Genomic DNA, 21,058 nt, shown 5'->3' on the forward strand with positions numbered 1-21,058 from the left:
GGTCGACGAAACGAGCCGCTTAATCCCGTCGCGTCACTGGTACGGATATGACCGGTCCCCCGACCGAGAGCGAGGGGATGGACGCGTTCACGCACCTCCACCCGCAGGTGCGCGACGCGCTCTCCGAGCGGGGTTTCTCGACGCCGACGGAGCCGCAGCGGCGCGCCATCCCGCCGCTCGCGTCGGGGCAGAACACGCTCGTCATCGCGCCGACGGGCACGGGCAAGACGGAGACGGCGATGCTCCCCGTCTTCTCCGCGATCTGTGGGATGTCCACAGAGGAGCGCGAGGGGATCTCGGCGCTGTACATCACGCCCCTGCGGGCGCTGAACCGCGATATGCGCGACCGGCTGGAGTGGTGGGGCGACCAGCTGGGCGTCGAGGTCGACGTCCGCCACGGCGACACCACGCAGTACCAGCGGACGAAACAGGCGAACGATCCGCCGGACGTGCTCGTCACGACGCCGGAGACGCTCCAGGCGATGCTCACTGGCTCGAAGCTCCGGACGGCGCTGTCGGACGTCTCGCACGTGATCGTCGACGAGGTGCACGAACTCGCCTCCTCGAAGCGCGGCGCACAGCTCTCGGTGGCGCTCGAACGACTCCGCCTCCTCTCCCATGCCTTCCAGCGGATCGGCCTCTCCGCGACGGTGGGCTCGCCCGAGGAGGTCGGGAAGTTCCTCACCGGCGACCGTGCGTTCACGATCGTCGAGGTCGACGTCGGCAGCCGGGTCGACTTTTCGGTGCGCTGGCCCCGCCCGCGGGACGACGACCGCCGGTTGGCGGGCGAACTGGCCTGCGACGAGGAGATGGCCACGCACGTCCGGACGATCCGCGACCTCGTCCGCGGGCACGAGTCGACGCTGATCTTCGTCAACACGCGGCAGACAGCCGAGGCGCTGGGCGCGCTGTTCACCAAGCTCGACGCGCCTGTCGGCGTCCACCACGGCTCGCTCTCGCGGGAGGCGCGGGTCGACGTCGAGGACCGCTTCAAGGCAGGCGAGATCGACGGGCTCGTCTGTACGTCGTCGATGGAACTCGGCATCGACGTGGGCCGGGTCGACCACGTCGTCCAGTACGGCAGTCCGCGCGAGGTGGCGCGGCTCCTCCAGCGCGTCGGCCGTGCGGGACACCGCCAGGACCTGGTGTCGGAGGGAACCATCGTCGTCGGCCACCCGGACGACGCGCTGGAGGCGATGGCCATCGCCCGGCGGGCGTTCGAGGGGGCGGTCGAGCCCGCACGCATCCACCACGGGAGCCTCGACGTCGTCGCCAACCAGGTCGTCGGGCTAGTGATGGACCTCGGGGAGATCGGCGCGATGGCGGCGTACGACCTCGTCACCCGGGCGTACCCGTTCAGTGACCTCTCCGAAGACCAGTTCAAGTCGGTTGTGCGGGAGCTGTCGAAGAACCGCCTCGTGTGGCTGGACGAGGAGGCCGACCGCCTGGAGAAGTCGTCGGGGACGTGGCAGTACTTCTACGCGAACCTCTCGATGATCCCCGACGAGGAGACGTACGAGGTGTACGACCTCTCCGCGCGGACGACGGTCGGAACGCTCGACGAGCGGTTCGTCGTCAACTTCGCCGAGCCGGGCGCGTCGTTCATCCAGCGCGGGGAGATGTGGCGCATCGACGAGATCGACGAGGAGGAGAGCCGGGTGAACGTGACCCCGATCGCCGACCCCACCGGGGAGGTTCCCTCCTGGATCGGCCAGGAGATCCCCGTCCCGCAGACGATCGCACGGGAGGTGGGCGAGATCCGTGGCGTCGCCGGCGCGCAGCTCGAACGTGGTGCCGACGCCGAGTCGGTCGCGAGCGACCTCTGTCGACGCTATCCCACGGACGCCTACACGGCGAAGCGGGCGCTCGAACCCGTCGAACGCCACGTCGACGCCGGTCACCCGCTCCCCACGGACGACCGGCTCGTGGTGGAGGGGAGTGCCCGCAAAGTCGTACTCAACTCGACGAACGGTCACCAGGTGAACGAGACGCTGGGACGGTTGCTGGCGGCACTCGTCGGCCAGCGAACCGGCTCGTCGGTCGGGATGGAGGTCGACCCCTACAGAGTGACGTTCGAGGTGCCGGCGAAGACGCGCGCGTCGACGTTCGTCTCGACCCTCGAGGAGACGGACCCCGCCCACGTGGAGGCGCTCTGCGAACTCGCGCTGAAGCGGTCGGACACGCTCAAGTTCACGCTGGCGCAGGTCGCCGCGAAGTTCGGCACCCTGAAGCGGTACCAGGGCCAGGGGCGGTTCGGCGGCGACCGTCTGCTCGCGGCGCTCGAGGGGACGGCAGTGTTCGAAGAGGCGGTCCGCGAGGTGTTCCACCGTGACCTCGCGGTCGACGCGACGGCCGATCTCCTCGATCGCGTGGGTGACGGCGAGGTCGCCCTCGAGGTGGCTCGCGAGCACACCCCGCTCGGGACGGGCGGGCAGTCGTCGGGTCGCGAACTGCTGGTGCCCGAGAACGCCGACGCGAGCGTCATCGAGGCGGTGCGCGACCGCATCCAGAACGACCGCGTCATCCTCTTCTGTCTGCACTGTCAGGAGTGGCGACGGACGACGACGGTCCGGCGGGTGCGCGACCAGCCGGAGTGCCCGGAGTGTGGGGCGACGCGGATCGCGGCGCTCAACCCGTGGGACGACGAGGCGGTGAAGGCCGTACGCGCTCCCGAGAAGGACGACGAACAGGAGCGGCTGACCCAGCGCGCGTACCGCTCGGCGAGTCTCGTCCAGGCCCACGGCAAACGGGCGGTGATCGCGATGGCCGCCCGCGGCGTGGGCCCGCACAACGCCGCGCGGATCATCTCGAAGCTCCGCGAGGACGAGGACGACTTCTACCGAGACATCCTCGAACAGGAGCGACAGTACGCGCGGACGCAGTCGTTCTGGGACTGACCCCGTGGTCAGAGCAGACGAGCAGACGAGCGTCTTCGACGAGGGTCAGTGGTCGGGGTGGGCGATGATGTGGTCGCCGGCCGCGAAGCCGACACGGTAGTACGTCTCCCCGCGACGGAGGTACGCCTCGAGTCCGCCATCGGTTCGCGCCTCGATCCGGTCGCGGAGGCCGTCGAGCGCGGGATCGCTGTGCTCCCGCTGGACGGTGTACTCACCCTCGTCCAGCGCGGTCCGGACGACCTCTTTTTCAGCTGGCGAGAGGTCGGCGAAGACGATCGGATCGACGCCCGACCGTTCCGATTCGGAGAGCGACACGCGTTCCAGCCAGAAGCGCGTCGGGAGCCCGGCGGTGCCCGCCGGGGCTCCGGAGTCCGTCTCGATCCCGGCACCAGGGATCGACCCGAAACAGCCTGCGATGGCCGCGGCGACGGCCGTGCCGGCTCCGGCGAGCAGGCGACGTCGGTTCATGTCTTCGGGGTGGTTCTCTGCCGGCCTGGAATCCCTTGTGGTGACTCAAACGCGAGTTAGACCGTTCTGCGGAGAGAGGCCGTCCCCGGGCCGTTCCGGTCGGCCGAGACCCGATCCAGACTGGCGGCATCACGGTTGCTTCGACGTGGCACCAGCAGGTCGCGGTCGACGTCGCCGTCAGTCCAGGTTCCACTCGACGAAGAGGTGGCCGACCGCCGTCGCCAGCTCCTCGAAGTCGCGGAGGGTGACGTTGTCGGTGGTGATGATGACGCCGTGGTTTCGGGTCGTCACTCTGATCAGGAAGCCGTTCTCGAACACCCGGATGGTGTAGCGGTAGTCGCCGAGTTCGGAGCCCTGGTAGGCGTTCTGGGTAATGTTGAAGTCCTGCCACTCGCTCCCGACGAAGGTGTCGAGGTCGGCGTCGCGCTCGAGGTCACCGCGGAGGTAGACCTGTTCGTAGTCGGTGCGCGAGAAGTAGATCACGGAGCGGACGCTGTCGCCCGCGGCGGTCCGGCACGTCGTGGCGAGGTGCCCTCGTGCCTCCTCGGGGAGGAGTTCGACGTCCGTCGGGGTATCGTCGCTCATGGGCGAAACGCCGCAGCCCAGCTATAAGAAGATGGGGACGCAGGCGGTCGGTGCCGTCGTCTCGGTTCCGTGGTCCGCCGGTCGCCGCCGTGAAATCTCGTCGGGAAGGCGCATCCAGATCCGTGGGCCGCTGGCAGTCAGTACTGGTTGTCGTGCGGATCGCGGTCGGGGAGGAACGGGAGGGCGAACGAGGCGGTCGCCGCGATCGCGAGCAGTCCCAGGTACTCGGGCATCGTGAGCGCCCACGCCACGATCGCGAGCGGCGACGCGGCCCCGTCGGTCACTGCTTGCACCAGCTCCGCGTTGAGGTGGAGGAGACTCAGTCCGCCGATGAGGGCGACACCGAAGACGACGCGGAAGAACGCCCGTAGCATCCACCACGAGAACGACACCGGCCCGCCGGTGAGCGCGGCCCACTCGCGGCGCACCTTCGTCAGCCACGGGGTTCTCATCTGTCGACACCACCGGTGAGAGACGCGCTGCGAGACCTGTCTACCATACACTCATATCGCGCGCAGGGAAAATAAACGTAGCTGACGTCTGAACTCTCTCGCCGGACCCGTCGAGAGGGCGGTCGTCGTCCGGTGGTTCGCAGTCCGCTGGTGACGGCTCAGTCGGTCGCGGGCGAGACGGTCGCGAACGCGGCCTCGAACGCCTCGTGTCCGACGACGAGTTCGTCGGCGTGGTCGTTGGCCTCCGCGCCGTCGTAGCGTTCGGCGACGGCGGTGACCGCCCGCACGGCGGCCTCGCGGCAGAGCGCTTCGAGGTCGGCTCCCGAGAAGCCGGCCGTCCGCTCGGCGAGCGCGTCGAGATCGACGTCGTCGGCGAGCGGCTTCTCCCGGGTGTGGACCGCGAGGATCGCCCGCCGGGCGGCCTCGTCCGGCAGCGGCACCTCGATATGCTGCTCGAACCGCCCGGGGCGTAACAGCGCCGGGTCGAGCGCCTCGCGGCGGTTCGTGGCGGCGAGCACCACGAGCGAGGGATTCGCCGCGGCCCGGTCGAGTTCGGTCAACAACTGCGAGACCACCCGCTCTGTCACCTCCGTGTCGCCACCTCCGCCGCCGCGCCGGGAGGCGATGGCGTCGATCTCGTCGAAGAAGACGATCGCCGGTGCGGTCTGGCGGGCCCGTTCGAACAGCTCGCGGACGGACTTCTCCGACTCGCCGACGTAGCGGTCGAGGAGTTCGGGTCCGGCGACGTTGATGAAGTTGACGCCGGACTCGCCGGCGACCGCGCGCGCCAGGAGCGTCTTGCCGGTGCCCGGCGGGCCGTGGAGGAGCACGCCGGAGGGTGGGGCGGCGTCGGCCGCCTCGAACAGCGGCCCGTACGTGAGCGGCCACGAGACGGCGCGGTCGAGCGCCGCCTTCACGTCGTCGAGGCCGCCGACGGCGTCGAACCCCTCGGTCGGCTTCTCGGCGACGTACTCCCGCATGGCCGAGGGCTCGACGCTCGCCATCGCCGTCTCGAAGTCGGCACGGGTCACCCGGAGGTCGCCGAGCGCGGTCCCCCGGTCTCGGCGACGGAGCGCCGTCATCGCCGCCTCGGTGGTCAGTGATTCGAGGTCGGCACCGACGAAGCCGTGGGTCCGTTGGGAGAGACGGTCGAGGTCGACGTCGTCGGCGAGCGGCATCCGCCGGGTGTGGACCTCGAGCACCTCGCGACGACCGCGCTCGTTCGGCACGCCGATCTCGATCTCGCGGTCGAACCGCCCGCCCCGTCGGAGCGCGGGATCGAGCGTGTCGACCCGGTTGGTCGCCCCGATGACGACCACCTCACCGCGGGCGTCAAGCCCGTCCATGAGCGAGAGGAGCTGGCCGACGATCCGGTTCTCGACGTCCGAGTCGTCGTCGCGTTTGGCGGCGATGGAGTCGATCTCGTCGAAGAAGACGATCGCGGGCGACTCCTCGCGGGCCCGCTGGAACACTCGTCGGAGGTTCTCCTCGGAGTCGCCCTTGTACTTGGACATGATCTCGGGACCCGACACGGTGTGGAAGGAGGCGTCGACCTCGTTGGCGACGGCCTTCGCGATCAGCGTCTTGCCCGTCCCGGGGGGACCGTGCAGCAGGACGCCCTTGGGTGGGTCGACGCCGAGGTGGGCGAACACCTCGGGTTCCGACAGGGGCAGTTCGATCATCTCGCGGACGAGTTCGAGCTCGCGGTCGAGTCCCCCGATGTCCTCGTAGGTGACGCCCGTCTCCCCGCCGCTCGATTCCGAGCCGACCGCCGTCTCGCCCGTCGTTCGGGCCTCGTCGGTAGGGCCGGACTCGCCGCCCATCCGGGAGCCAGCCGACCGATCCGCCGTGGATTCCCCCGCGGCGTCGTCCGCTCTCGCGTCCGTCGCCGACCCGCGCATCCGGACGAACACCTTCGTCGTGTCGGTCACGCTCACGGTCCCGTCGGGTTTGGTGGCGTGGACGAGGAAGGGGGCGTCGCTCAGGTGTTCGAGGTGGACGCGGTCGCCCTCTTGGACGGGCCGACCCCGGAGGCCGCGCTTGACGTGGCGTTCCAGGGCGTCCTCGTCGGTGACGCGCCCGGGTGCGACGACGGTGATCGCGTCGGCCTCGTCGACGTCAACCGCGGAGACCCTGACCCGCTCGCCGATCTTCACACCGGCGTTGGCCCGCGTGTCGGCGTCGATCTGGATGCTGTCGGGGGCGAGCCCGCCGCGGCCGGGCCACACCTTCGCGACCGTCGCCCGCTCGGCCTCGACGAGGACCGTGTCGCCACTCAACACGCCGAGTCGTCGCCGGGCCGACTCGGGGAGGCGGGCGATCCCTCGGCCGGCGTCGCGTTTCTCCGCACCGCGGACGGTCAGTTCGACCGCCGCCTCGTCGCTCATGGCCGTGGTTGGGAGCCCACGATACTTAGCCTTCCGCGCGACGACGGCGTCTCCACCGTCTACCGGGGGACGCAACAGCTGTCAGGGGACGCATCGCTCGTCGGGGAGCGCACCGTCAGTCGGGGGAAGCATTTAGGCAAGTGACACCATACCACACGATATGGTCACGACGACCCGCCGCGAGGACGGGACGTGGTACGAGTGTGAGGACTGCGGGATGCTGTTCGACGAGGAGGCGGACGCGGAAGCCCACGAGGGGCACTGTGACACGGATTCGCCGTCGTATCTGCAGTGACGCGACCACCCACAGTGACGTCGTCACGGGACGGCCGGCGAGCGGACCGGTGACTCAGCGGTGTTCGTCGAGCAGCGACTCCGCGTGGTCGCGCGAGGTGGCGACCTGCCACCGGACCTTCGAGCCGTCGCCGTACGCGAGCGCCTCTTTCAGTTCGTCCTGTAGCGGCCCGGCGTCGACGCCGAGGGAGTTGCCGTCGTCGTCGCCGAGTTCGTACACGCCGTAGCGGTCCGGCACGCTCCGGATCGTCTCCTTCGACAGCGGCTTCCAGGGTTTGCGGAGGCTCACGCGTCGTCCTCCGTCACGCCGGCCTCGTCGACGTCGGCCGCGTTGGATCCGTCGGCGTCGACCTCCCGGCTCCCGTCGGCGTCGACCTCCCGGCTCCCGTCGGTCTCGTCGGCCTCGTCGTCCACCGTCTCGGTCACGAACTCGTAGGACTCTTCGCTCCAGTCGTCCTCGACGAAGGCGAACACGCGTCCGCGGGCGGCCTCGGGGTCGGCGTCGACCTCGAATCGGAGTTCACCGACGCGGCGGACGACCACGCCGGGAAACAGCTCTTCTTCCTCCTCGTGGCCGAGGACGACGCGCCCGACGCCGGTGGATTCGAGGATGTCGTCGTGGGTCTTGAGGTCGTTCACGTAGACGAGGACACCCTCGGATTCCGTGGGATCGGTCACCAGCACGTGGAGGTCGCGACCGGGCTTCGTCGTGAGGGTGTCCGACATCCGCTCGGGGACGCCACGGTAGAGCGTCCGGCGGCCGTCGGTGTACTCGACCTCGACGCCCTCGTCGAGCAGCGCGACCGAGAGGGTGCTCGGGGCGACGTCGCTGCGGTGTGGCGCACTCATACGGGCCCGTAGTCGCGGGACGGTAAAGAGGGCCCCGGGTTCGGGAGACGCCCCGTCCCCGTCGGGACCGTCACCTCTAAACGAACCGTTCACACACGAGACGGTATGGACGGACGCGCGGTCGCGCTCGGTGCCGGCACGGTGTTGAACGCCCTCGCCACGGGCGTCGGGTCGGCGTTCGCGCTCGACGTGGAGACGTCGGCGACGGTCGAACTCGACGACTCGACCGAGCTCCGCGGCGAGGTCGACGGTGCCCCGGACGCGGACACTCGCCTGATCGAGCGGTGCGTCGAACTGACGGTCGAGCGGTACGGCGCGAGCGACGTCGCCGGCGGCTGGGTCCGCACGGAGAGCGAGGTGCCGATGGCCGCGGGGCTGAAGTCGTCCAGCGCGGCGGCCAACGCGACGGTACTCGCGACGCTGTCGGCGCTCAGCATCGACGTCGTCGACGACCGACCCGGAGACGAACACGCTGGCCGAGCCGGCGACGATACTCCTTCCGACGCCGTGAGTCGGCTCGACGCCTGTCGGCTCGGCGTCGCGGCCGCCCGGGACACCGGCGTGGCGGTCACCGGCGCGTTCGACGACGCCTCCGCGTCGATGCTCGGCGGCGTCACGCTCACGGACAACACGGCCGACGAACTCCGTTCGCGGGTGGAGCGCGACTGGGACGCCCTCGTCTGGACCCCGCCCGAGCGGGCCTACAGCGCCGACGCCGACGTCTCTCGCTGTGAGCGCGTCGCACCCATGGCCCGTCTCGTCGCCGACCTCGCCGAGCAGGGTCGGTACGCCGAGGCGATGACGGTCAACGGCCTCGCGTTCTCGGCGGCACTCGGCTTCCCGACCGAACCGGCGGTCGAGGCGATGCCGCACGCGGCGGGCGTCTCCCTCTCGGGGACCGGTCCGAGCGTCGTCGCCGTCGGCGAGCGCCACGAGTTAGAAACCGTCGCCGCTATGTGGGACGAGCGTGACGGGACGACTCGACTGACGACCACGCGGACGGACGGCGCTCGCGTCCTCTGATCGCCGGCTGCTGGACGCGCTCCCACGTCACCACGACACCGCGGCCGCCCCCGACTGACCACGCCTTACCCCACCACACGACACCCAGCATGACAGAACCGAAGCCCGAGGATATGGACCTCGACGAACTGCGCACGGAGATCGAAGACATCGACCGCGAGATCGTCGAACTCGTCGCCCGGCGGACGTACGTCGCCGACACCATCGCCGACGTGAAGGCCGAGCGCGGCCTTCCCACGACGGACGAGTCGCAGGAGGAACGCGTGATGGACCGCGCCGCGACGAACGCCGAGCGGTTTGAGGTCGACGCCAACCTGGTGAAGGCGGTGTTTCGACTGTTGATCGAGCTGAACAAGGCCGAACAGCGGCGGAGTCGGTAGCCCGCGATTTGGCGATACGAATCGTACAGCGACCGTTTCGTCCAGTAGATTCTCTTCCGGTCGCTGTGCTCTCGATTCGAGTTCGGCGAAAACCCCCGTCTCCGTCCTCTGGTGGCTCCGAAAGACGAGGCAGCGACGAGAGGACGAGCGTTTTGATTTTGTACTCACACTGTACACACATGAGCCCCGGCTCCGAGAAGAAGCGCGTCCAGTTCCGCGCACCGAGAGGGCTGGTGGATCGGGCCGACGCGCTCGCGGCGGTGTTCGAGAGGGATCGGACGGACATCCTCATCTCTGCACTTCGAGAGTACCTGCGGGACGCCGCACTCCGACGAGGTGAAACAGGAGATCGCGAACGCCTTCTACGACGACGACATCACGTTCGAGGAACTGAAGGACCTCGTCGGGCACGAGGAGTCCGCCAACTTCCGACTCCTGAAAGAACCACTGACTGACAAATTCGCGGACGAGGTTGCGGAGGAGCTGGCCGACCCGTAGATGGTTCTGATCGTCGCCGACACGTCTGCCCTCGTGAGCCTCGGGACCGTGGCGGACAGTTCACCGAACCCACTCGACCTCCTCCTCGATTCGCACACCGTGGTCGTCCCAGCGCAGGTCGTCGACGAACTCACCGAGACGGCGTCCTCCGACGACGGCTCGGGTGAAGCGGCAGAGGCGGTTCTCGACCGGCGAGCCTCGTTCGAGGTGCGTTCCGTCGAACTGGACGAGATGTTTCCGCTGGACGATGGCGAGAACGCGGCGGGCACGCTGGCGAACGAGATCGACGCCGTGCAACTGCTCTGTGACGAGTTCAATCGACTCGGGCTCGTCCACGCCTTGCTGGCCGAGACTCGCCTCGTCACGACTCCGATTCTCCTCACCGCGCTGGTTCGCAACGGCGCGATTTTACCCGACGCAGCCGACGAGTTCTTGACCGAGATGAGTGACGCTCGCAGCTAGTCGTCGAACGCATACGTCGAGCGGGCGCAGTCCACGCTTCGAGGGCAACGCGATAGCGAGTAGCCCGATCCGAACTACCGACCTGTAACGGGCCGTTCTGCTGGCTCTGTCGAAATCCACGGTGACTGATACGAATCACGCGCTGACTACAGCGGAGCCATGAATACGTCTTGATGCATGTCGGACTGGAGACTCCGCGACACAGTTGGTATCCTCATCGTGCTGGAGGAACCCTCTCGGCGGCCAGAGTCGTGGACGGTATCGCACAGGCGCTGATCGTGCTCGTCGGCCTGTTCAGCCTGACGACTGCGCTCGTCACGGACGGCGGGCGACGTGCCTGACGTCTCAGCGGCGAGGTCCGAGCCCGCAGCTGACGGAATCGCCGATCGAACATCTCGAAACGAGGGTAGGTGCGTACCACTCGTACCGAGTCGAGTGACGGACCCCATCTCTCCGATCAGGACACGAATTCGGCCTCGTCCGAGACGGAACCAGGGGTGCGATCCCCACTCGATCGCACTCGAATCGCGTATCCACAGGCGGGACAGGTACTGTCACTCGGTGAGACCTGCGAGCGACAGCGCTCACAGAAACAGACGCCGCTTTTCACGATGACTCTGTACGTCGTTCTCACCTCCACCGTACTGGGTTCTTCGACGTCGATCCCACGCAGTCGGAAGATCTCCGTGGCCTCCCGGACGTCGTCCTCGGTGGGAATCGAGAGCGTCGTTTCGCTCGTCTCGCTCCTGAGCGAGTCGAAGTAGTCGTGATCCGGTGCGTGTGTGATCACGAGCGTTCCCTCCTCTTCGTCCATCGTGATGGTGTCGACGGTTGACAACGGGATCGTGGTCTCGCCGACGTGGTTCGACCAGAACATGTAGGCGAACATACCGACGGCGAACACGTGCGGGGCGGAGCGCAATCCCACGCCAGCGACCCCTACCTGGGAGACGTGGTAGGCCGTTCCGAGTATCGACGAGAGCAGGCCACCGGCGCTGACCACGAATTTTCCCCGTTCCCACCGATCACCGGACCGCCAGCGACTCCGCTGGCCGGCCAAGAAGTACCCCGGCGTCGACCGAATCCCGATCGCGTCCTCCCGGACAGTCACGACCCCGTTCGTGGTTCGGAATCGCCAGGAATCCTCGCTCATCGGTCCGGGAGACTATTGATCGCTGGCCGATAAAGTACGTTTTGTGAACCGCTCTTCACAGAGAGGTTTTCACGCCTGCTACGGGATCTCGTGACGCCGGTCGGGTTGGAGCGGTGCGCGGATCTATCGACCCAGTCCGCCATTCCCATCCGACCGGACTTCGGCTCTCCACATCTATCTCACTCCGACGGGTGCCCCCCCACCCAGTCCCAGGTGACATCGGTGACGGCTGCGTGTTCGTCGATCATGATGTCGAGGTGGTCCCGTTCACGGTCGATCGCGAGGGCGACGCGAAGCGGGTCATCTTCGCGCACAGTCGTACACCGATCGGTCACCGCGAACGGCAACTCCCAGACGGCTCGGTCGGTGAGGTCGATACCGTGGCGGTAGTAGAACGAGACGACAGCCGGGTGGTCGAGGAGGCGTTGGCCGATAGTCATCCACGCGTGGGCCTCACACTGGTGACATTCGTGCTGCACCGCCAACTCGATCGGTCGGTCGTGAAGCGGCGTGTCCGTTACCGGAACGACACCGGCGTTCGTCTTCCCGGAACACCACGGACACACCGAGCGTGTAATCTGCTTCATCTGGTGACGAACCCGATCGTTGAGCGCGTCAAGGACGGCCTGATTCGATCGATCGGAGTATCCTCGTGGGGGGAGATAGCCCGCGAGGAACGTCGTCTCACAATCACTACAGACGATATGGAGGATGTGGTCGTCGGGTCTGGCGAGCAGTTCACCGCTACATTCGTGACAGTGGCTCCCCACAGGGAACGTTTCGGTGGGGGGCTGTCCGGACCACGTTCCGGAGATGATCGAGCGATAGACCAGCACCCCCTCGTAGGAGAGTACATATCCGTCCTCTGCCTGGTTGACGAAGTGATCGCGGAGTTTCGTCAGATGGTAGTTGAATCGACCGCTATCGCGAACACTGACGGCCTCCATCAGGTCGCTGTACGTCTTGGGCTCTGCCCCATCCCCACCTCGTGCTCGCCCGAGTTCTTGGAGAATTCGGATCCGGGTTTCGTCCGCTAACATATCGAACGCGTCGGATGATCGAACCCCCTGCATGATGGGGAGATACGGAGCGGATGTACTCAAATTCCGGGGCTAACTGCGAATGGTGCTGGGAAACTGTGGCCCCATGCCGGGGATAATCAGTACCCCGTACGTGTCGGCGTGATCGACGCGAGAGGCCCGTTTGAGGTGGTCGATCGGATCGTTTTCGTCTTGCCGAACTCGTCCCAGTCGTCAACACGGCGGTCGAAATATATCAGCGATTGCGGATTCAACGAAATATCCACTATTCTACTGCGGGCCGGACAACTGCTTTTCGAGCGCTGCGCCCGCGACCTCGGAAGATCGGACGCGAGTGTCGGCTCTTATCCACTACCACGTATGGTGGAATTCGCCGAGTTGGAGAACGCGGAGCACAGACGGTCCCGGTAACGACGGGTACGGATACTAGAGCGTCCCCCCGACACTCACCGGCTTGCGCGTACTCGTTCGGCGTCGGATCTGTACCTCGAGATCCGTTCTTCGGCCCAGTCGATGCTCTCCACGGTCTCGTTCAGCAGTAATCCGGTCACGAGGTTCCCGTCTCTGAACTCGATACCCATTCGGCTCTCCTCGCCACGGACGACGAAGACGCCGAAGGGAACGTGACTCGCGGTTCGCCAGAGCACCGTTCCGCTGTCGAGCAGAGACGTCACGGCGTCGTCTCGCCGCCGTCGAAGGCTGTCTGCCAACGCTTCGGAGAGGACGAACTCCGGTGCGTCGACCAGTACACCGACGACCTGAAGCAGCCGCGCGAGCTGTCGAAGGAGACACACATCGAGGACATCGTGACGCAGCGGGCCGTTGAGCGTACATTGGTGAACCTGCTTGAGACGTGCGTCGACCTCACACGGCACGTCCGTTCGACGGAAGACCTCCCGCCGATGGGACAGTGAAACAGGAGATACGGGCCCTCGGAGACGCGGACGTCCACTCACCCGGCGAGCGCCTCGCGCAAGACGGCGTCGTCGAGCGTGTCGATCGGTCGCGGCGGATCGGGGGCTGCCGATGCCGTCAGCCGTCGTCGCCACCAGCCGACGTCGTGCCAATCGTCGTGTTTGTAGCCGACGTCGGGGAACGTACCGACGTGCTCGAAGCCGCAGCGTTCGTGGAGCGCGACGCTCGCCGGATTGGGAAGCGTGACGCCACCGTACGCGCTCGCGTACCCCTGTGCCGTGAGGAGAGCCAGCAACGCGTCGTAGAGCGCGTACCCGACGCCCTGCCGCCGTGCCGACGAGTCGACGTAGACGGAGAGTTCGACGGCCCAGCGGTAGGCGTCGCGCTCGCGGAGGGGACCGGCGTACGCGTAGCCGACCACGCCGTCGTCGTGTTCGTACACGAGCCACGGGTCGCGTCGAAGCGTCTCGGAGAGCTTCGACGCGAGCGTCTCGACCGCGGGAACCGTCGTCTCGAAGGTTATCGGCGTCTCCTCGACGTACGGAGCGTAGATGCGCTGGACCGCCGGTGCGTCGGCCGAGGTGGCCATCCGGAGTGTGCCGCTCATGATACGAGCGGGCGACGAGGGAGGGTAAAGCCTGGCGGTCGCTCTCACCCCCAGTCACGCGGGTCGTATTCGACCGGACGGCCAGTACGCACGGTTCGACGGCTTCGGCCCGGTCGCGGCGCTTTCGACGGCGCTGTCGGTCGCGTTCGTCGCGTCACACCGGCGGCGTCAGTCGCGGTAGGCGACCGCGAGACCGTCGAGCGCCTCGTGGTGTCGCGTCGGATGGGGGGCGAGCAGTGGTGAGACGCTCACGTGACCGTCGACGACCGCGCGACGGTCGGTCCCCTCGGGGTCGGGGAGGTCGTTCGCCCGCATCCGTTCCCACACTCGATCGTGGAGGGCGAGGCGGTCGTCGCCGTCGGGGCGGGCGGTCATGTCGTACAGCGTCGACGGCTCCGTGATCCGCATCTCCGGTTCGTCCGCGGCGTCCAGCGGCGCGTTGACGTTCAGGTAGTCGGCCTCCTCGAAGACGCCCGCCTCGGAGGCGTGGGCAGCCAGATATCTCGCGGCGTCCGTCGCCGGGCGGTAGTCGGCAACGTCCGTGGCGAGTTCCGCCCACGGCGCGTCGCCGCCGGGGACGTACAACGAGACGGCGATGGCGGGCACGTCGAAGAACGCCGCCTCCACGGCGGCCGAGACGGTGCCCGAGCGCCCCAGGACGTACGCTCCGAGGTTCGCCCCCTTGTTGCAGCCGGCGACGACCATGTCGACGTCGGGGCAGAGCGACTCCAGCCCGACGACCGTGCAGTCCGCGGGCGTCCCGTGGATCGCGTAGCCCAGGGAGTGCTCCTCGACGAGCACGTCCGCCGACATCTGTCTCCCGACCGCACTCTTGTCCTCCGCGGGTGCCACGGCGGTCACATCGGCGACCGACGACAGCGCGTCGTACAGCGCACGGAAGCCCACGCTGTCGATCCCGTCGTCGTTCGTCAGGAGGATCTCCATGGGTCACACATCGACGGTGCGTGCAAAAGCACTCCGCTTGGGCCGCACTGGTCAGCCGACGGTCTCGTGGAGGGTCCGGGCCTCGGCACGACGGTCCTCGGTCACCCTCCGGAGTTCCGTGATGACGCCCGAGAACCCCCGTCCCTGTGGCGGGACGTTCCGGGCGACGCCGTCGAGCGCCGCGACCCCACGCCCCAGCGCCCGCTCGGCGTCGTTGCCCAGTGAGGCGGCGGCGTACGGCGATCCGCTCTGCCGTTTCCCGCGGGCACGCGAGAGGAGTCTGACGCCCTCGAGCACCTCGGCGGTCGCCACGACGAGCCGCCGGAGCAGTTCGGTCTCCGTCTCCAGCTGGAGCCGCTTGGCGTCGTAGCCGTCCCGCGACAGGCGGTCGACGACGGTCACTGCCGTCCTGTAGCGCGTCTGTGACAACCTGGAGAGGATGTCGGTCGCCTGCTCGTGTCGGCTGCCGACGCGGTCCCTGGTCGAGCGAACCGTCTCGGCGTCGACGTACTCGACGGCCTCGGTGAGCGCTCCGAGGTCGGCGTGGGCCGCGACGAGGAGCGCCTGGCTGTCGATCGCGAGCCGGAGGAATTCCTCGACCTGTCGGAGCCGACGGATCGTCTCCACCTGCTCGGCCGTGATCCCCTGTCGGTCCGCGACCTCGTAAGCCGCCCGTGCACGGTACAGCTGTTCGATCGCCTCGGAGGGATCGAACGAGTCCGTCGCGGCCGTCACGGCCGTCAACGGCTCGTCCTCGCCGGCGTACGCGTCGACGGCGCGGTCGATTTGGCTCCGAGCGAGCGCGAGCAACTCCTCGACGTCCATCCGCTCGAGCTCCGCCGCAGACGGGGCGTCGTCCGTCCGCCGGTCCGGTGTCGTGCCGGCGGTCGGTTCCGCGTCCGTGGTCGTCTCGATGGGCTCGCCGGCTCTCCCGTCATCGCCGGTCCCGTCGCTGCCGGCCAGCGAATCGCCGTCACCACCACCGAAGGGGACGCCTGCACATCCGGCACACCCCGCGACGGCGACGAGTAGAGAGCGCCGGTACATACCCGACGCTGTTCGACGGCGGCGGTTAACGCTGTCGCCGCTGGTATCTCTGTTGATAATCCGACGGTCGCGGCGCGTTCGAGCGCCGAGAGAGAGTCGACCGCCGGTCGGCCGACACGGATCGCGGTCAGCCGACGCGGTCGACGATCGTCGTCCCGTCGATCACGAGGTTGTACGCCTCCTCGTCGTCGTTCCAGAGCACGAGCGCCTGCTCGAACGAGAGCACGGTCCCGTACGGTGCACGGGCCAGCGTCGCGTTCAGCGACGTCTCGCGGGTGAGCACGGCGAACACGCCGACCGCCTCGCTCCCGTCACCGATCTTGAACAGGGGGTTCGCGCCTCCGTCCACGTCCGCGGCGAGGTCGTGGCTCAGTTTCACCGCCAGCAGGTCGATCCGCTGGGTGACGTGTCGGTCGAAGTCGGCCATCTTCGCGTGGCGCGCCCGGTCGGCCCGGACGTCGACACGTCGCGTGCCGTCGGGACGGAGCACGGCGTACGCGAACTGGACCGTCGGGTTGGTGAACACCCCGGGGTCGTCGCCGGCCGCGTCGAGTCGGGACTGGAACGCCGGGACGGCGATGTCGGATCGGACGTCGAACGACCAGCCGCGGTCCGACGGCTCCTCGCCGGGCCAGAGCCGGAGCGTCGGCGCGTACACCGACACGCCGGTCCGTGCGACGACGCTCCGCTCGACCGACCGGAGCGTCGTCGCGGTGTTCTTGTCGGCCGGCTCGACGGCGACGACCGCTCCGTCCGACGCGACCACGTCGAGCACCCGTTCGACGGCGTCCACGGGGTCGTCGAGTTCGCTCAGCACGTTCGAGAAGAGCACGAGGTCGAACCCCGCGCCCCCGCTCTCACTCCCATCCTCGGCCGCGTCCTCGGTCGCGTCGCCGCCGCGAGCCGGGTCCAGCGACGCGAGATCGAGCGACTCGACCGTCGTCCGGTGGACGGTCGCGTGGAAGTTGCGGCCGGTCTCGTCGAGGAGGTGGTCGAGCACGTCGGCGGCGGCGCTCGGCTCGACGGCGTGGTAGTCGACGAGCGCCGTCTCCGGGAGGTAGTCGTGGAGACCGAGCATCGGGCCGCCGGTCCCGGCACCCACGTCGAGAACACGGAGGGGGGTCTCGACGAGGCCACGCTCGGCGAGCGTGTCGAGGACGTAGCCGACCGTCGCGTAGTAGTCCGGAAGGTGATAGAGTCCGTAGCCGAGCGCGACGTGCTCGTCGTACTCGACGGGATGCTGGCGGTAGTACCGCTCTTTCAGCCGCCGGATCGTCTCCCGCAGGTGGTCGCCCGACTCCCCGCGGTGCCAGTCGATCCCGTACCGTTCGACGAGTAGTTCCTCGAACGCGGCCGCGTACCGCTCGGGGAACGCCTCGGGTGCCCACCCGGGTTCGACGACCGTTTCGGGAGCCGGGACGAACGTCCCGTCGGCCCGTTCGACGAGTCCGAGGTCGAGCGCCTCCTCGCGGAGCACCTGCCGGACAACGGCGGGGTGCGGCGTGCCCTCGACGTACTCGTGGATCTCGTCGGGGTCGATCGGTCGGACCTCGCGCAGATACTTCGCGTTCGCACGGATCCCGTCGCGGTCAGTCATCGCTGGACTCGTCCTCGTGATCGCCTCCGCCCCGGGAGTCGTCTCCGTCCCCACGTTCCGCGTGCGCCCCGCGCAGAACGCGGTCGCTCGCTTCGCGGTACAGCGACTCGAACGCCTCGCCGTCGGCGGACGCGACCCGTGCGGCGGCCTCGGCGACGCGGTCGGCACCCTCGAACGTCTCCTGGATCTCGCGGTAGACGCGCGGCGTCCCGCCGGTGACCGTCTCGACGACCTCCGCCAGCGCGCCGGAGACGGGCGTGTGGAACTCGGGGCGCACCTCGCGGGCGGCCAGCGCGTACGCGAGGACGGCGGCGTGGGCGCTCGCCTGCACCGTCTCCATCGCGCGATCGTGTTCGTCGACGGTCGTCTCGAAGAGGTCGCAGTCCGCCGCGGCGAGGGCGGCGCGCAGGCGGTCCGTCACTGGTCCGGCCTGGTCGACGACGACCGCGACGGTCCCGGGCGCGTTCGCAGGGGCGAAGAGGGGGTGGAAACTGACCCGTTCGTTCGTCGGCAGCGCCGCACGCATCGCCGCCACCGGCGGCCCCATCGCACCCGTGACGTCGACCATCGCCTCCCGTGCGCGGGCGGCCTGCGCGTCGACGGTCGCCTGGACGGCCGAGATGGGCACCGCGAGACAGACCGCGTCGAAGCGCTCGTCGCCGTCGACCGCCACCTGTCGCGCGTCGTACCGGGCTGCGGCGTCCGCGGCCGCCGCGGCGCTCGTATCGGCGAAGGCCACGTCGACCTCGCCGGGGGCGCCTCGCCCGACGGTGTCGGCGAACCACCGCCCCATCGCCCCCGCGCCGACGACGAGCAGTTGCATCGTGGACCCGTAGCCCGGGCCGTCGCAAAAGGCTTCGGAAGCGTCTCACTCGACGGGGATCAGTCTGACCTGCGACCACGGGACCGGCTCCTCGTCGTGTCCGTCGAGACTCCCGTCGAGCGACACGGTGTCGGGGTCGGCCGGTGCCGCGAACCGGACGACGAACAGCGGGGCCGCCTCGACGTCGCGCCCGTTCCCGTCGACGTCGACTGCGCGGGCGCGGACCACGCCGACCCCCTCGTCGAACGTCTCGAAGTGGCGCGTCAACAGCGCCGGCTCGACGGCCGCGACGGGGACGGTCGCCCGGACCGTCAACTCGAACCGCCTGACGCCTGCGGGTGGGGCCTGGACGACGACGGCGACGGCGTCGACGCCCCCCTCGACCGACTCGTGTGCGGCGGTCGGCTCCTCCTCGTCGTCGGTGACCGCGTGCGTGTCCTCGTCGGTCGGGTCCGAACTGTCGTCCCCCGAACCGGAGGCGTCGTCGGTCGTCGCCGAATCGCTCTCGGTCGTCGCCGGCCTGCCCGCGACGACGTGGTCGTCGTCGGTCGGCTCGCGGAACAGTCGGGCAAGACGGTCCATCAGCGACACGCCTGATCCGACGCGCTCGACGTGCAAGACGGTACCGGCCGGTCGGACTGCCGCACGGCGGTCGAACCCTGGTTTCGTTTCCAGATCGAGACATAGTCGGGCAATTGAAATAAATACCCACTATTCGAACACAGTCACGAATATCTGATAATCTATTCTGATAGAGGGACGGAATAGCTTATACGAGACGTTCGTGACCGCTTCGAACGATGAGATTTCCGCGAGTCTCGGGGGCGACACTGGCGGGAGAGAACGTATTACTTCCCCGAGAGTTCGAAGGTGACCCGACGTTGCTCGTCGTCTCGTTTCAGTGGCAACAGCGTTCGCTCGTCGACCCCTGGTGCTCGGTCGCCGACCAGCTCGCGGCTCGCTACGACGCCTTCGAGTACTACGAGCTGCTCGTCGTCGACTGGCGGAGTCGTGTGCTCGTCGGTCGTGAACGGCGGACCGACCTGCTCGCGGATGGCAAGCGCGAGCGGCTGCTCGTCCTGCGCGTAAACAAGCGACAGTTCCGCCAGTCGCTGGGGCTGCTCGGCGAGGGGACAGTGTACGCACTGCTTCTCGACGACGGTCACGTCGTCCGCCAAGCGGCGGGCTTCCCGGCGTCGTCGACCATCGAAGGATTGCTGACGCTCCTCCGTGACTGGGAGGCGGCCCGTCCGTCGGTCGGCGAACCGCAGCCCTCGAACTCGGCCGGATAGTCGGTTACTCAGCCCTCGAACTCGATCGGGTACTCAGTCAGGTTCTCGTACCCGTCGTCGGTGACGACGACGAGATCCTCGATGCGGACGCCGCCGACAGAGGGGTCGTACAGACCCGGCTCGATCGTGATGACGTGTCCCGGTTTCAGCTCCTCGCCGTCGGGACTCACCCGCGGCCGTTCGTGGACGTCGAGCCCGACGCCGTGACCGGTCGAGTGGATGAACCCCACCTCCGTTTCGGGGTCGGACCGGAGCGTCGGATACCCCGCCTCCTCGTACACGTCACAGACGACGTCGTTGACCGCCTCGCCCGTGACGCCCGGTTCGATCGCGTCCAGCGCGGCCCGCCGTGCCTCGTCGGTCACGTCGAACCGACGGCGTAACTCGGCCGTGGGCTCGCCTTTGACGAAGGTGCGCGTCATGTCCGCGTGGTACTTGGTCTCCTTCGACCGCGGGAAGATGTCGACGATGATCGCCTCGCCCGCGCGCAGGGGACCGCTCCCGCGGTCGTGTGGGTCGGCGGCGTCAGTCCCGCAAGCGACGATGGTCTCGTCGAGCCCGCAGCCGTGTCGGAGGAGCGTGAGTTCGATCTCCTCTTTGACGCGCTCGGAGGTGAGCACCGCGTCGTCGTGGTGGAGACGGTCGTCGTCGCCGACCGTCGCCTCGCGCACGAGCCGTTCTGCGGCGGCCATCGCCGCCTCGTTCGCGCGCTGCGCCTCGCGGATGTGGTCGATCTCCTCGGGGGTCTTCGTCGCCCGGACCCCGGTCACGACGTCGGACTCGTCGACCGCGACGGCGACGCCGGCGTCACGGAGGCGGTCGGCGACGCCCAGCGGGAAGTCCGCGGGGACGAGGACACTCCCGGCACTGTGGTCGGCCAGGAAGGTCGCGATGGTTCGTGCCCGACCGGTGATCGACCCGTGTTCGCCCACCCGTTCGCGATAGTCGTAGTCGACGAGCCGAGAGACGGACGCCGCGCCCGACTGTTTCTTCGCCCGACCGTACTCGAGGCTCGACACGAGGAGGTGGACGCCGGCGTCGGCGTCGCTGTCTGTTCCCCCGTCGTCGCCGGCGGGGAGATACAGCGTGACGAACGCGTCGGGCGCGTCGAACCCCGAGAGATACCGCTGGTTCGAGTCGCTCGCGTCGGCGTCGACGAGGTAGCCGTCGGCGACGTCGTCGAGGCAGTCGTCGAGGGGAGACAGATCGCGGTCGTGAGGCATGCGTGTGGATAGGTCAGCCGTGGCAAAACGGTTGTCCTCCGTTCGGGTCGCGGGGCGACCGCCGGAGTGGGTGAGATCTGTCGTAGTCCGGAGCCCCGGACTGCTCATCGTCGACCCCGTG

At 68.3% G+C, this 21,058-nt stretch carries 21 protein-coding genes and 2 pseudogenes; 7 read left to right on the plus strand and 16 right to left on the minus strand.

What is annotated here, in order from left to right; translation table 11 throughout:
* Positions 1 to 47 precede the first annotated feature (47 nt).
* Positions 48 to 2,897 (plus strand): DEAD/DEAH box helicase, encoded by a 2,850-nt coding sequence (locus FZP69_RS10695; protein WP_240137547.1) that lies wholly within the window; start codon positions 48 to 50, stop codon positions 2,895 to 2,897.
* A 45-nt stretch (positions 2,898 to 2,942) separates the two neighbouring features.
* Here FZP69_RS10695 and FZP69_RS10700 read toward each other — a convergent pair whose 3' ends face one another.
* From FZP69_RS10700 to FZP69_RS10715, 4 genes are all read right to left on the minus strand, one after another.
* A complete protein-coding gene (locus FZP69_RS10700; RefSeq protein ID WP_152041285.1) occupies positions 2,943 to 3,365 on the minus strand; it encodes a hypothetical protein in 423 nt (140 codons plus the stop codon).
* 177 nt (positions 3,366 to 3,542) lie between these two features.
* Complete coding sequence (locus FZP69_RS10705) at positions 3,543 to 3,950, minus strand: DUF7522 family protein (protein ID WP_152041286.1); 408 nt, start codon at positions 3,948 to 3,950, stop codon at positions 3,543 to 3,545.
* A 137-nt stretch (positions 3,951 to 4,087) separates the two neighbouring features.
* Complete coding sequence (locus FZP69_RS10710; RefSeq protein ID WP_152041287.1) at positions 4,088 to 4,402, minus strand: hypothetical protein; 315 nt, start codon at positions 4,400 to 4,402, stop codon at positions 4,088 to 4,090.
* A 158-nt stretch (positions 4,403 to 4,560) separates the two neighbouring features.
* Positions 4,561 to 6,789: an AAA family ATPase gene (locus FZP69_RS10715; protein WP_152041288.1), complete on the minus strand. Its 2,229-nt coding sequence runs from the start codon at positions 6,787 to 6,789 to the stop codon at positions 4,561 to 4,563.
* Positions 6,790 to 6,949: 160 nt separating this feature from the next.
* Between FZP69_RS10715 and FZP69_RS23250 the strand changes: the two genes are divergently transcribed.
* The gene (locus tag FZP69_RS23250; RefSeq protein ID WP_275689355.1) at positions 6,950 to 7,084 is read left to right on the plus strand and encodes a DUF7128 family protein; all 135 of its coding nucleotides are present in this window, start codon (positions 6,950 to 6,952) and stop codon (positions 7,082 to 7,084) included.
* 54 nt (positions 7,085 to 7,138) lie between these two features.
* On the opposite strand, the gene FZP69_RS10720 is transcribed toward FZP69_RS23250, so the two are convergent.
* On the minus strand, positions 7,139 to 7,372 hold the full coding sequence (locus FZP69_RS10720; protein ID WP_152041289.1) for a DUF7508 domain-containing protein: 234 nt from the start codon (positions 7,370 to 7,372) through the stop codon (positions 7,139 to 7,141).
* A 128-nt stretch (positions 7,373 to 7,500) separates the two neighbouring features.
* Positions 7,501 to 7,932, minus strand: a pseudogene (locus FZP69_RS10725) (DUF5796 family protein); the annotation flags it as partial.
* Between the two features lie 105 nt (positions 7,933 to 8,037).
* Here FZP69_RS10725 and FZP69_RS10730 point away from each other — a divergent pair.
* From FZP69_RS10730 to FZP69_RS10745, 4 genes and pseudogenes are all read left to right on the plus strand, one after another.
* A complete protein-coding gene (locus FZP69_RS10730) occupies positions 8,038 to 8,955 on the plus strand; it encodes a shikimate kinase (RefSeq protein WP_152041291.1) in 918 nt (305 codons plus the stop codon).
* An 89-nt stretch (positions 8,956 to 9,044) separates the two neighbouring features.
* Entirely contained in the window at positions 9,045 to 9,335 is a 291-nt protein-coding gene (locus FZP69_RS10735) for a chorismate mutase (RefSeq protein WP_152041292.1), read from the plus strand.
* A gap of 179 nt (positions 9,336 to 9,514) precedes the next feature.
* Positions 9,515 to 9,833: pseudogene (locus tag FZP69_RS10740) on the plus strand (hypothetical protein).
* Positions 9,834 to 10,295 carry a hypothetical protein gene (locus tag FZP69_RS10745; RefSeq protein WP_152041293.1) on the plus strand — a complete coding sequence of 154 codons (462 nt, stop codon included), beginning with the start codon at positions 9,834 to 9,836 and terminating at the stop codon, positions 10,293 to 10,295.
* A gap of 457 nt (positions 10,296 to 10,752) precedes the next feature.
* On the opposite strand, the gene FZP69_RS10750 is transcribed toward FZP69_RS10745, so the two are convergent.
* The 9 genes from FZP69_RS10750 to FZP69_RS10790 all read right to left on the minus strand — a co-directional run bounded on the left by FZP69_RS10750 (position 10,753) and on the right by FZP69_RS10790 (position 19,004).
* A complete protein-coding gene (locus FZP69_RS10750; RefSeq protein ID WP_152041294.1) occupies positions 10,753 to 11,448 on the minus strand; it encodes a zinc ribbon domain-containing protein in 696 nt (231 codons plus the stop codon).
* A 179-nt stretch (positions 11,449 to 11,627) separates the two neighbouring features.
* Positions 11,628 to 12,521, minus strand: coding sequence for a winged helix-turn-helix domain-containing protein (locus tag FZP69_RS23510; RefSeq protein WP_449329022.1), 894 nt, complete (start codon positions 12,519 to 12,521; stop codon positions 11,628 to 11,630).
* A 413-nt stretch (positions 12,522 to 12,934) separates the two neighbouring features.
* Positions 12,935 to 13,282, minus strand: a complete 348-nt coding sequence (locus tag FZP69_RS22535; protein WP_192918539.1) for a transcriptional regulator FilR1 domain-containing protein — start codon at positions 13,280 to 13,282, stop codon at positions 12,935 to 12,937.
* Positions 13,283 to 13,440: 158 nt separating this feature from the next.
* The gene (locus tag FZP69_RS10765) at positions 13,441 to 14,010 is read right to left on the minus strand and encodes an arsinothricin resistance N-acetyltransferase ArsN1 family B (RefSeq protein ID WP_152041297.1); all 570 of its coding nucleotides are present in this window, start codon (positions 14,008 to 14,010) and stop codon (positions 13,441 to 13,443) included.
* A gap of 168 nt (positions 14,011 to 14,178) precedes the next feature.
* Positions 14,179 to 14,955, minus strand: a complete 777-nt coding sequence (gene surE, locus FZP69_RS10770) for a 5'/3'-nucleotidase SurE (protein ID WP_152041298.1) — start codon at positions 14,953 to 14,955, stop codon at positions 14,179 to 14,181.
* A gap of 51 nt (positions 14,956 to 15,006) precedes the next feature.
* Positions 15,007 to 16,002, minus strand: a complete 996-nt coding sequence (locus FZP69_RS10775) for a hypothetical protein (RefSeq protein WP_152041299.1) — start codon at positions 16,000 to 16,002, stop codon at positions 15,007 to 15,009.
* A 127-nt stretch (positions 16,003 to 16,129) separates the two neighbouring features.
* Positions 16,130 to 17,599: a small ribosomal subunit Rsm22 family protein gene (locus FZP69_RS10780; protein ID WP_152041300.1), complete on the minus strand. Its 1,470-nt coding sequence runs from the start codon at positions 17,597 to 17,599 to the stop codon at positions 16,130 to 16,132.
* A complete protein-coding gene (locus FZP69_RS10785; protein ID WP_152041301.1) occupies positions 17,592 to 18,422 on the minus strand; it encodes a prephenate dehydrogenase/arogenate dehydrogenase family protein in 831 nt (276 codons plus the stop codon). The genes FZP69_RS10780 and FZP69_RS10785 overlap by 8 nt, the downstream gene beginning before the upstream one ends.
* Positions 18,423 to 18,467: 45 nt before the next feature.
* Entirely contained in the window at positions 18,468 to 19,004 is a 537-nt protein-coding gene (locus FZP69_RS10790) for a hypothetical protein (protein ID WP_152041302.1), read from the minus strand.
* A gap of 218 nt (positions 19,005 to 19,222) precedes the next feature.
* Here FZP69_RS10790 and FZP69_RS10795 point away from each other — a divergent pair, with 218 nt between their 5' ends.
* On the plus strand, positions 19,223 to 19,714 hold the full coding sequence (locus FZP69_RS10795; protein ID WP_152041303.1) for a hypothetical protein: 492 nt from the start codon (positions 19,223 to 19,225) through the stop codon (positions 19,712 to 19,714).
* 8 nt (positions 19,715 to 19,722) lie between these two features.
* Here FZP69_RS10795 and FZP69_RS10800 read toward each other — a convergent pair whose 3' ends face one another.
* Positions 19,723 to 20,937, minus strand: coding sequence for a M24 family metallopeptidase (locus tag FZP69_RS10800; RefSeq protein ID WP_152041304.1), 1,215 nt, complete (start codon positions 20,935 to 20,937; stop codon positions 19,723 to 19,725).
* Positions 20,938 to 21,058: the final 121 nt, after the last annotated feature.

This window comes from Salinigranum salinum, assembly GCF_009176545.1.
Classification (GTDB): domain Archaea; phylum Halobacteriota; class Halobacteria; order Halobacteriales; family Haloferacaceae; genus Salinigranum; species Salinigranum salinum.

Excerpts from the sequence above, each read along its gene's own strand:
- FZP69_RS10790 (WP_152041302.1), bottom strand. The coding sequence starts at position 19,004 with ATGGACCGTCTTGCCCGACTGTTCCGCGAGCCGACCGACGACGACCAC.
- FZP69_RS10765 (WP_152041297.1), bottom strand. The coding sequence starts at position 14,010 with ATGAGCGGCACACTCCGGATGGCCACCTCGGCCGACGCACCGGCGGTC.
- FZP69_RS10695 (WP_240137547.1), top strand. The coding sequence starts at position 48 with ATGACCGGTCCCCCGACCGAGAGCGAGGGGATGGACGCGTTCACGCAC.
- FZP69_RS10745 (WP_152041293.1), top strand. The coding sequence starts at position 9,834 with ATGGTTCTGATCGTCGCCGACACGTCTGCCCTCGTGAGCCTCGGGACC.
- surE (WP_152041298.1), bottom strand. The coding sequence starts at position 14,955 with ATGGAGATCCTCCTGACGAACGACGACGGGATCGACAGCGTGGGCTTC.
- FZP69_RS10775 (WP_152041299.1), bottom strand. The coding sequence starts at position 16,002 with ATGTACCGGCGCTCTCTACTCGTCGCCGTCGCGGGGTGTGCCGGATGT.
- FZP69_RS10780 (WP_152041300.1), bottom strand. The coding sequence starts at position 17,599 with ATGACTGACCGCGACGGGATCCGTGCGAACGCGAAGTATCTGCGCGAG.
- FZP69_RS10715 (WP_152041288.1), bottom strand. The coding sequence starts at position 6,789 with ATGAGCGACGAGGCGGCGGTCGAACTGACCGTCCGCGGTGCGGAGAAA.
- FZP69_RS10750 (WP_152041294.1), bottom strand. The coding sequence starts at position 11,448 with ATGAGCGAGGATTCCTGGCGATTCCGAACCACGAACGGGGTCGTGACT.
- FZP69_RS10705 (WP_152041286.1), bottom strand. The coding sequence starts at position 3,950 with ATGAGCGACGATACCCCGACGGACGTCGAACTCCTCCCCGAGGAGGCA.
- FZP69_RS10795 (WP_152041303.1), top strand. The coding sequence starts at position 19,223 with ATGAGATTTCCGCGAGTCTCGGGGGCGACACTGGCGGGAGAGAACGTA.
- FZP69_RS23250 (WP_275689355.1), top strand. The coding sequence starts at position 6,950 with ATGGTCACGACGACCCGCCGCGAGGACGGGACGTGGTACGAGTGTGAG.
- FZP69_RS10730 (WP_152041291.1), top strand. The coding sequence starts at position 8,038 with ATGGACGGACGCGCGGTCGCGCTCGGTGCCGGCACGGTGTTGAACGCC.
- FZP69_RS23510 (WP_449329022.1), bottom strand. The coding sequence starts at position 12,521 with ATGCAGGGGGTTCGATCATCCGACGCGTTCGATATGTTAGCGGACGAA.
- FZP69_RS10735 (WP_152041292.1), top strand. The coding sequence starts at position 9,045 with ATGACAGAACCGAAGCCCGAGGATATGGACCTCGACGAACTGCGCACG.
- FZP69_RS10710 (WP_152041287.1), bottom strand. The coding sequence starts at position 4,402 with ATGAGAACCCCGTGGCTGACGAAGGTGCGCCGCGAGTGGGCCGCGCTC.
- FZP69_RS10785 (WP_152041301.1), bottom strand. The coding sequence starts at position 18,422 with ATGCAACTGCTCGTCGTCGGCGCGGGGGCGATGGGGCGGTGGTTCGCC.
- FZP69_RS10800 (WP_152041304.1), bottom strand. The coding sequence starts at position 20,937 with ATGCCTCACGACCGCGATCTGTCTCCCCTCGACGACTGCCTCGACGAC.
- FZP69_RS10700 (WP_152041285.1), bottom strand. The coding sequence starts at position 3,365 with ATGAACCGACGTCGCCTGCTCGCCGGAGCCGGCACGGCCGTCGCCGCG.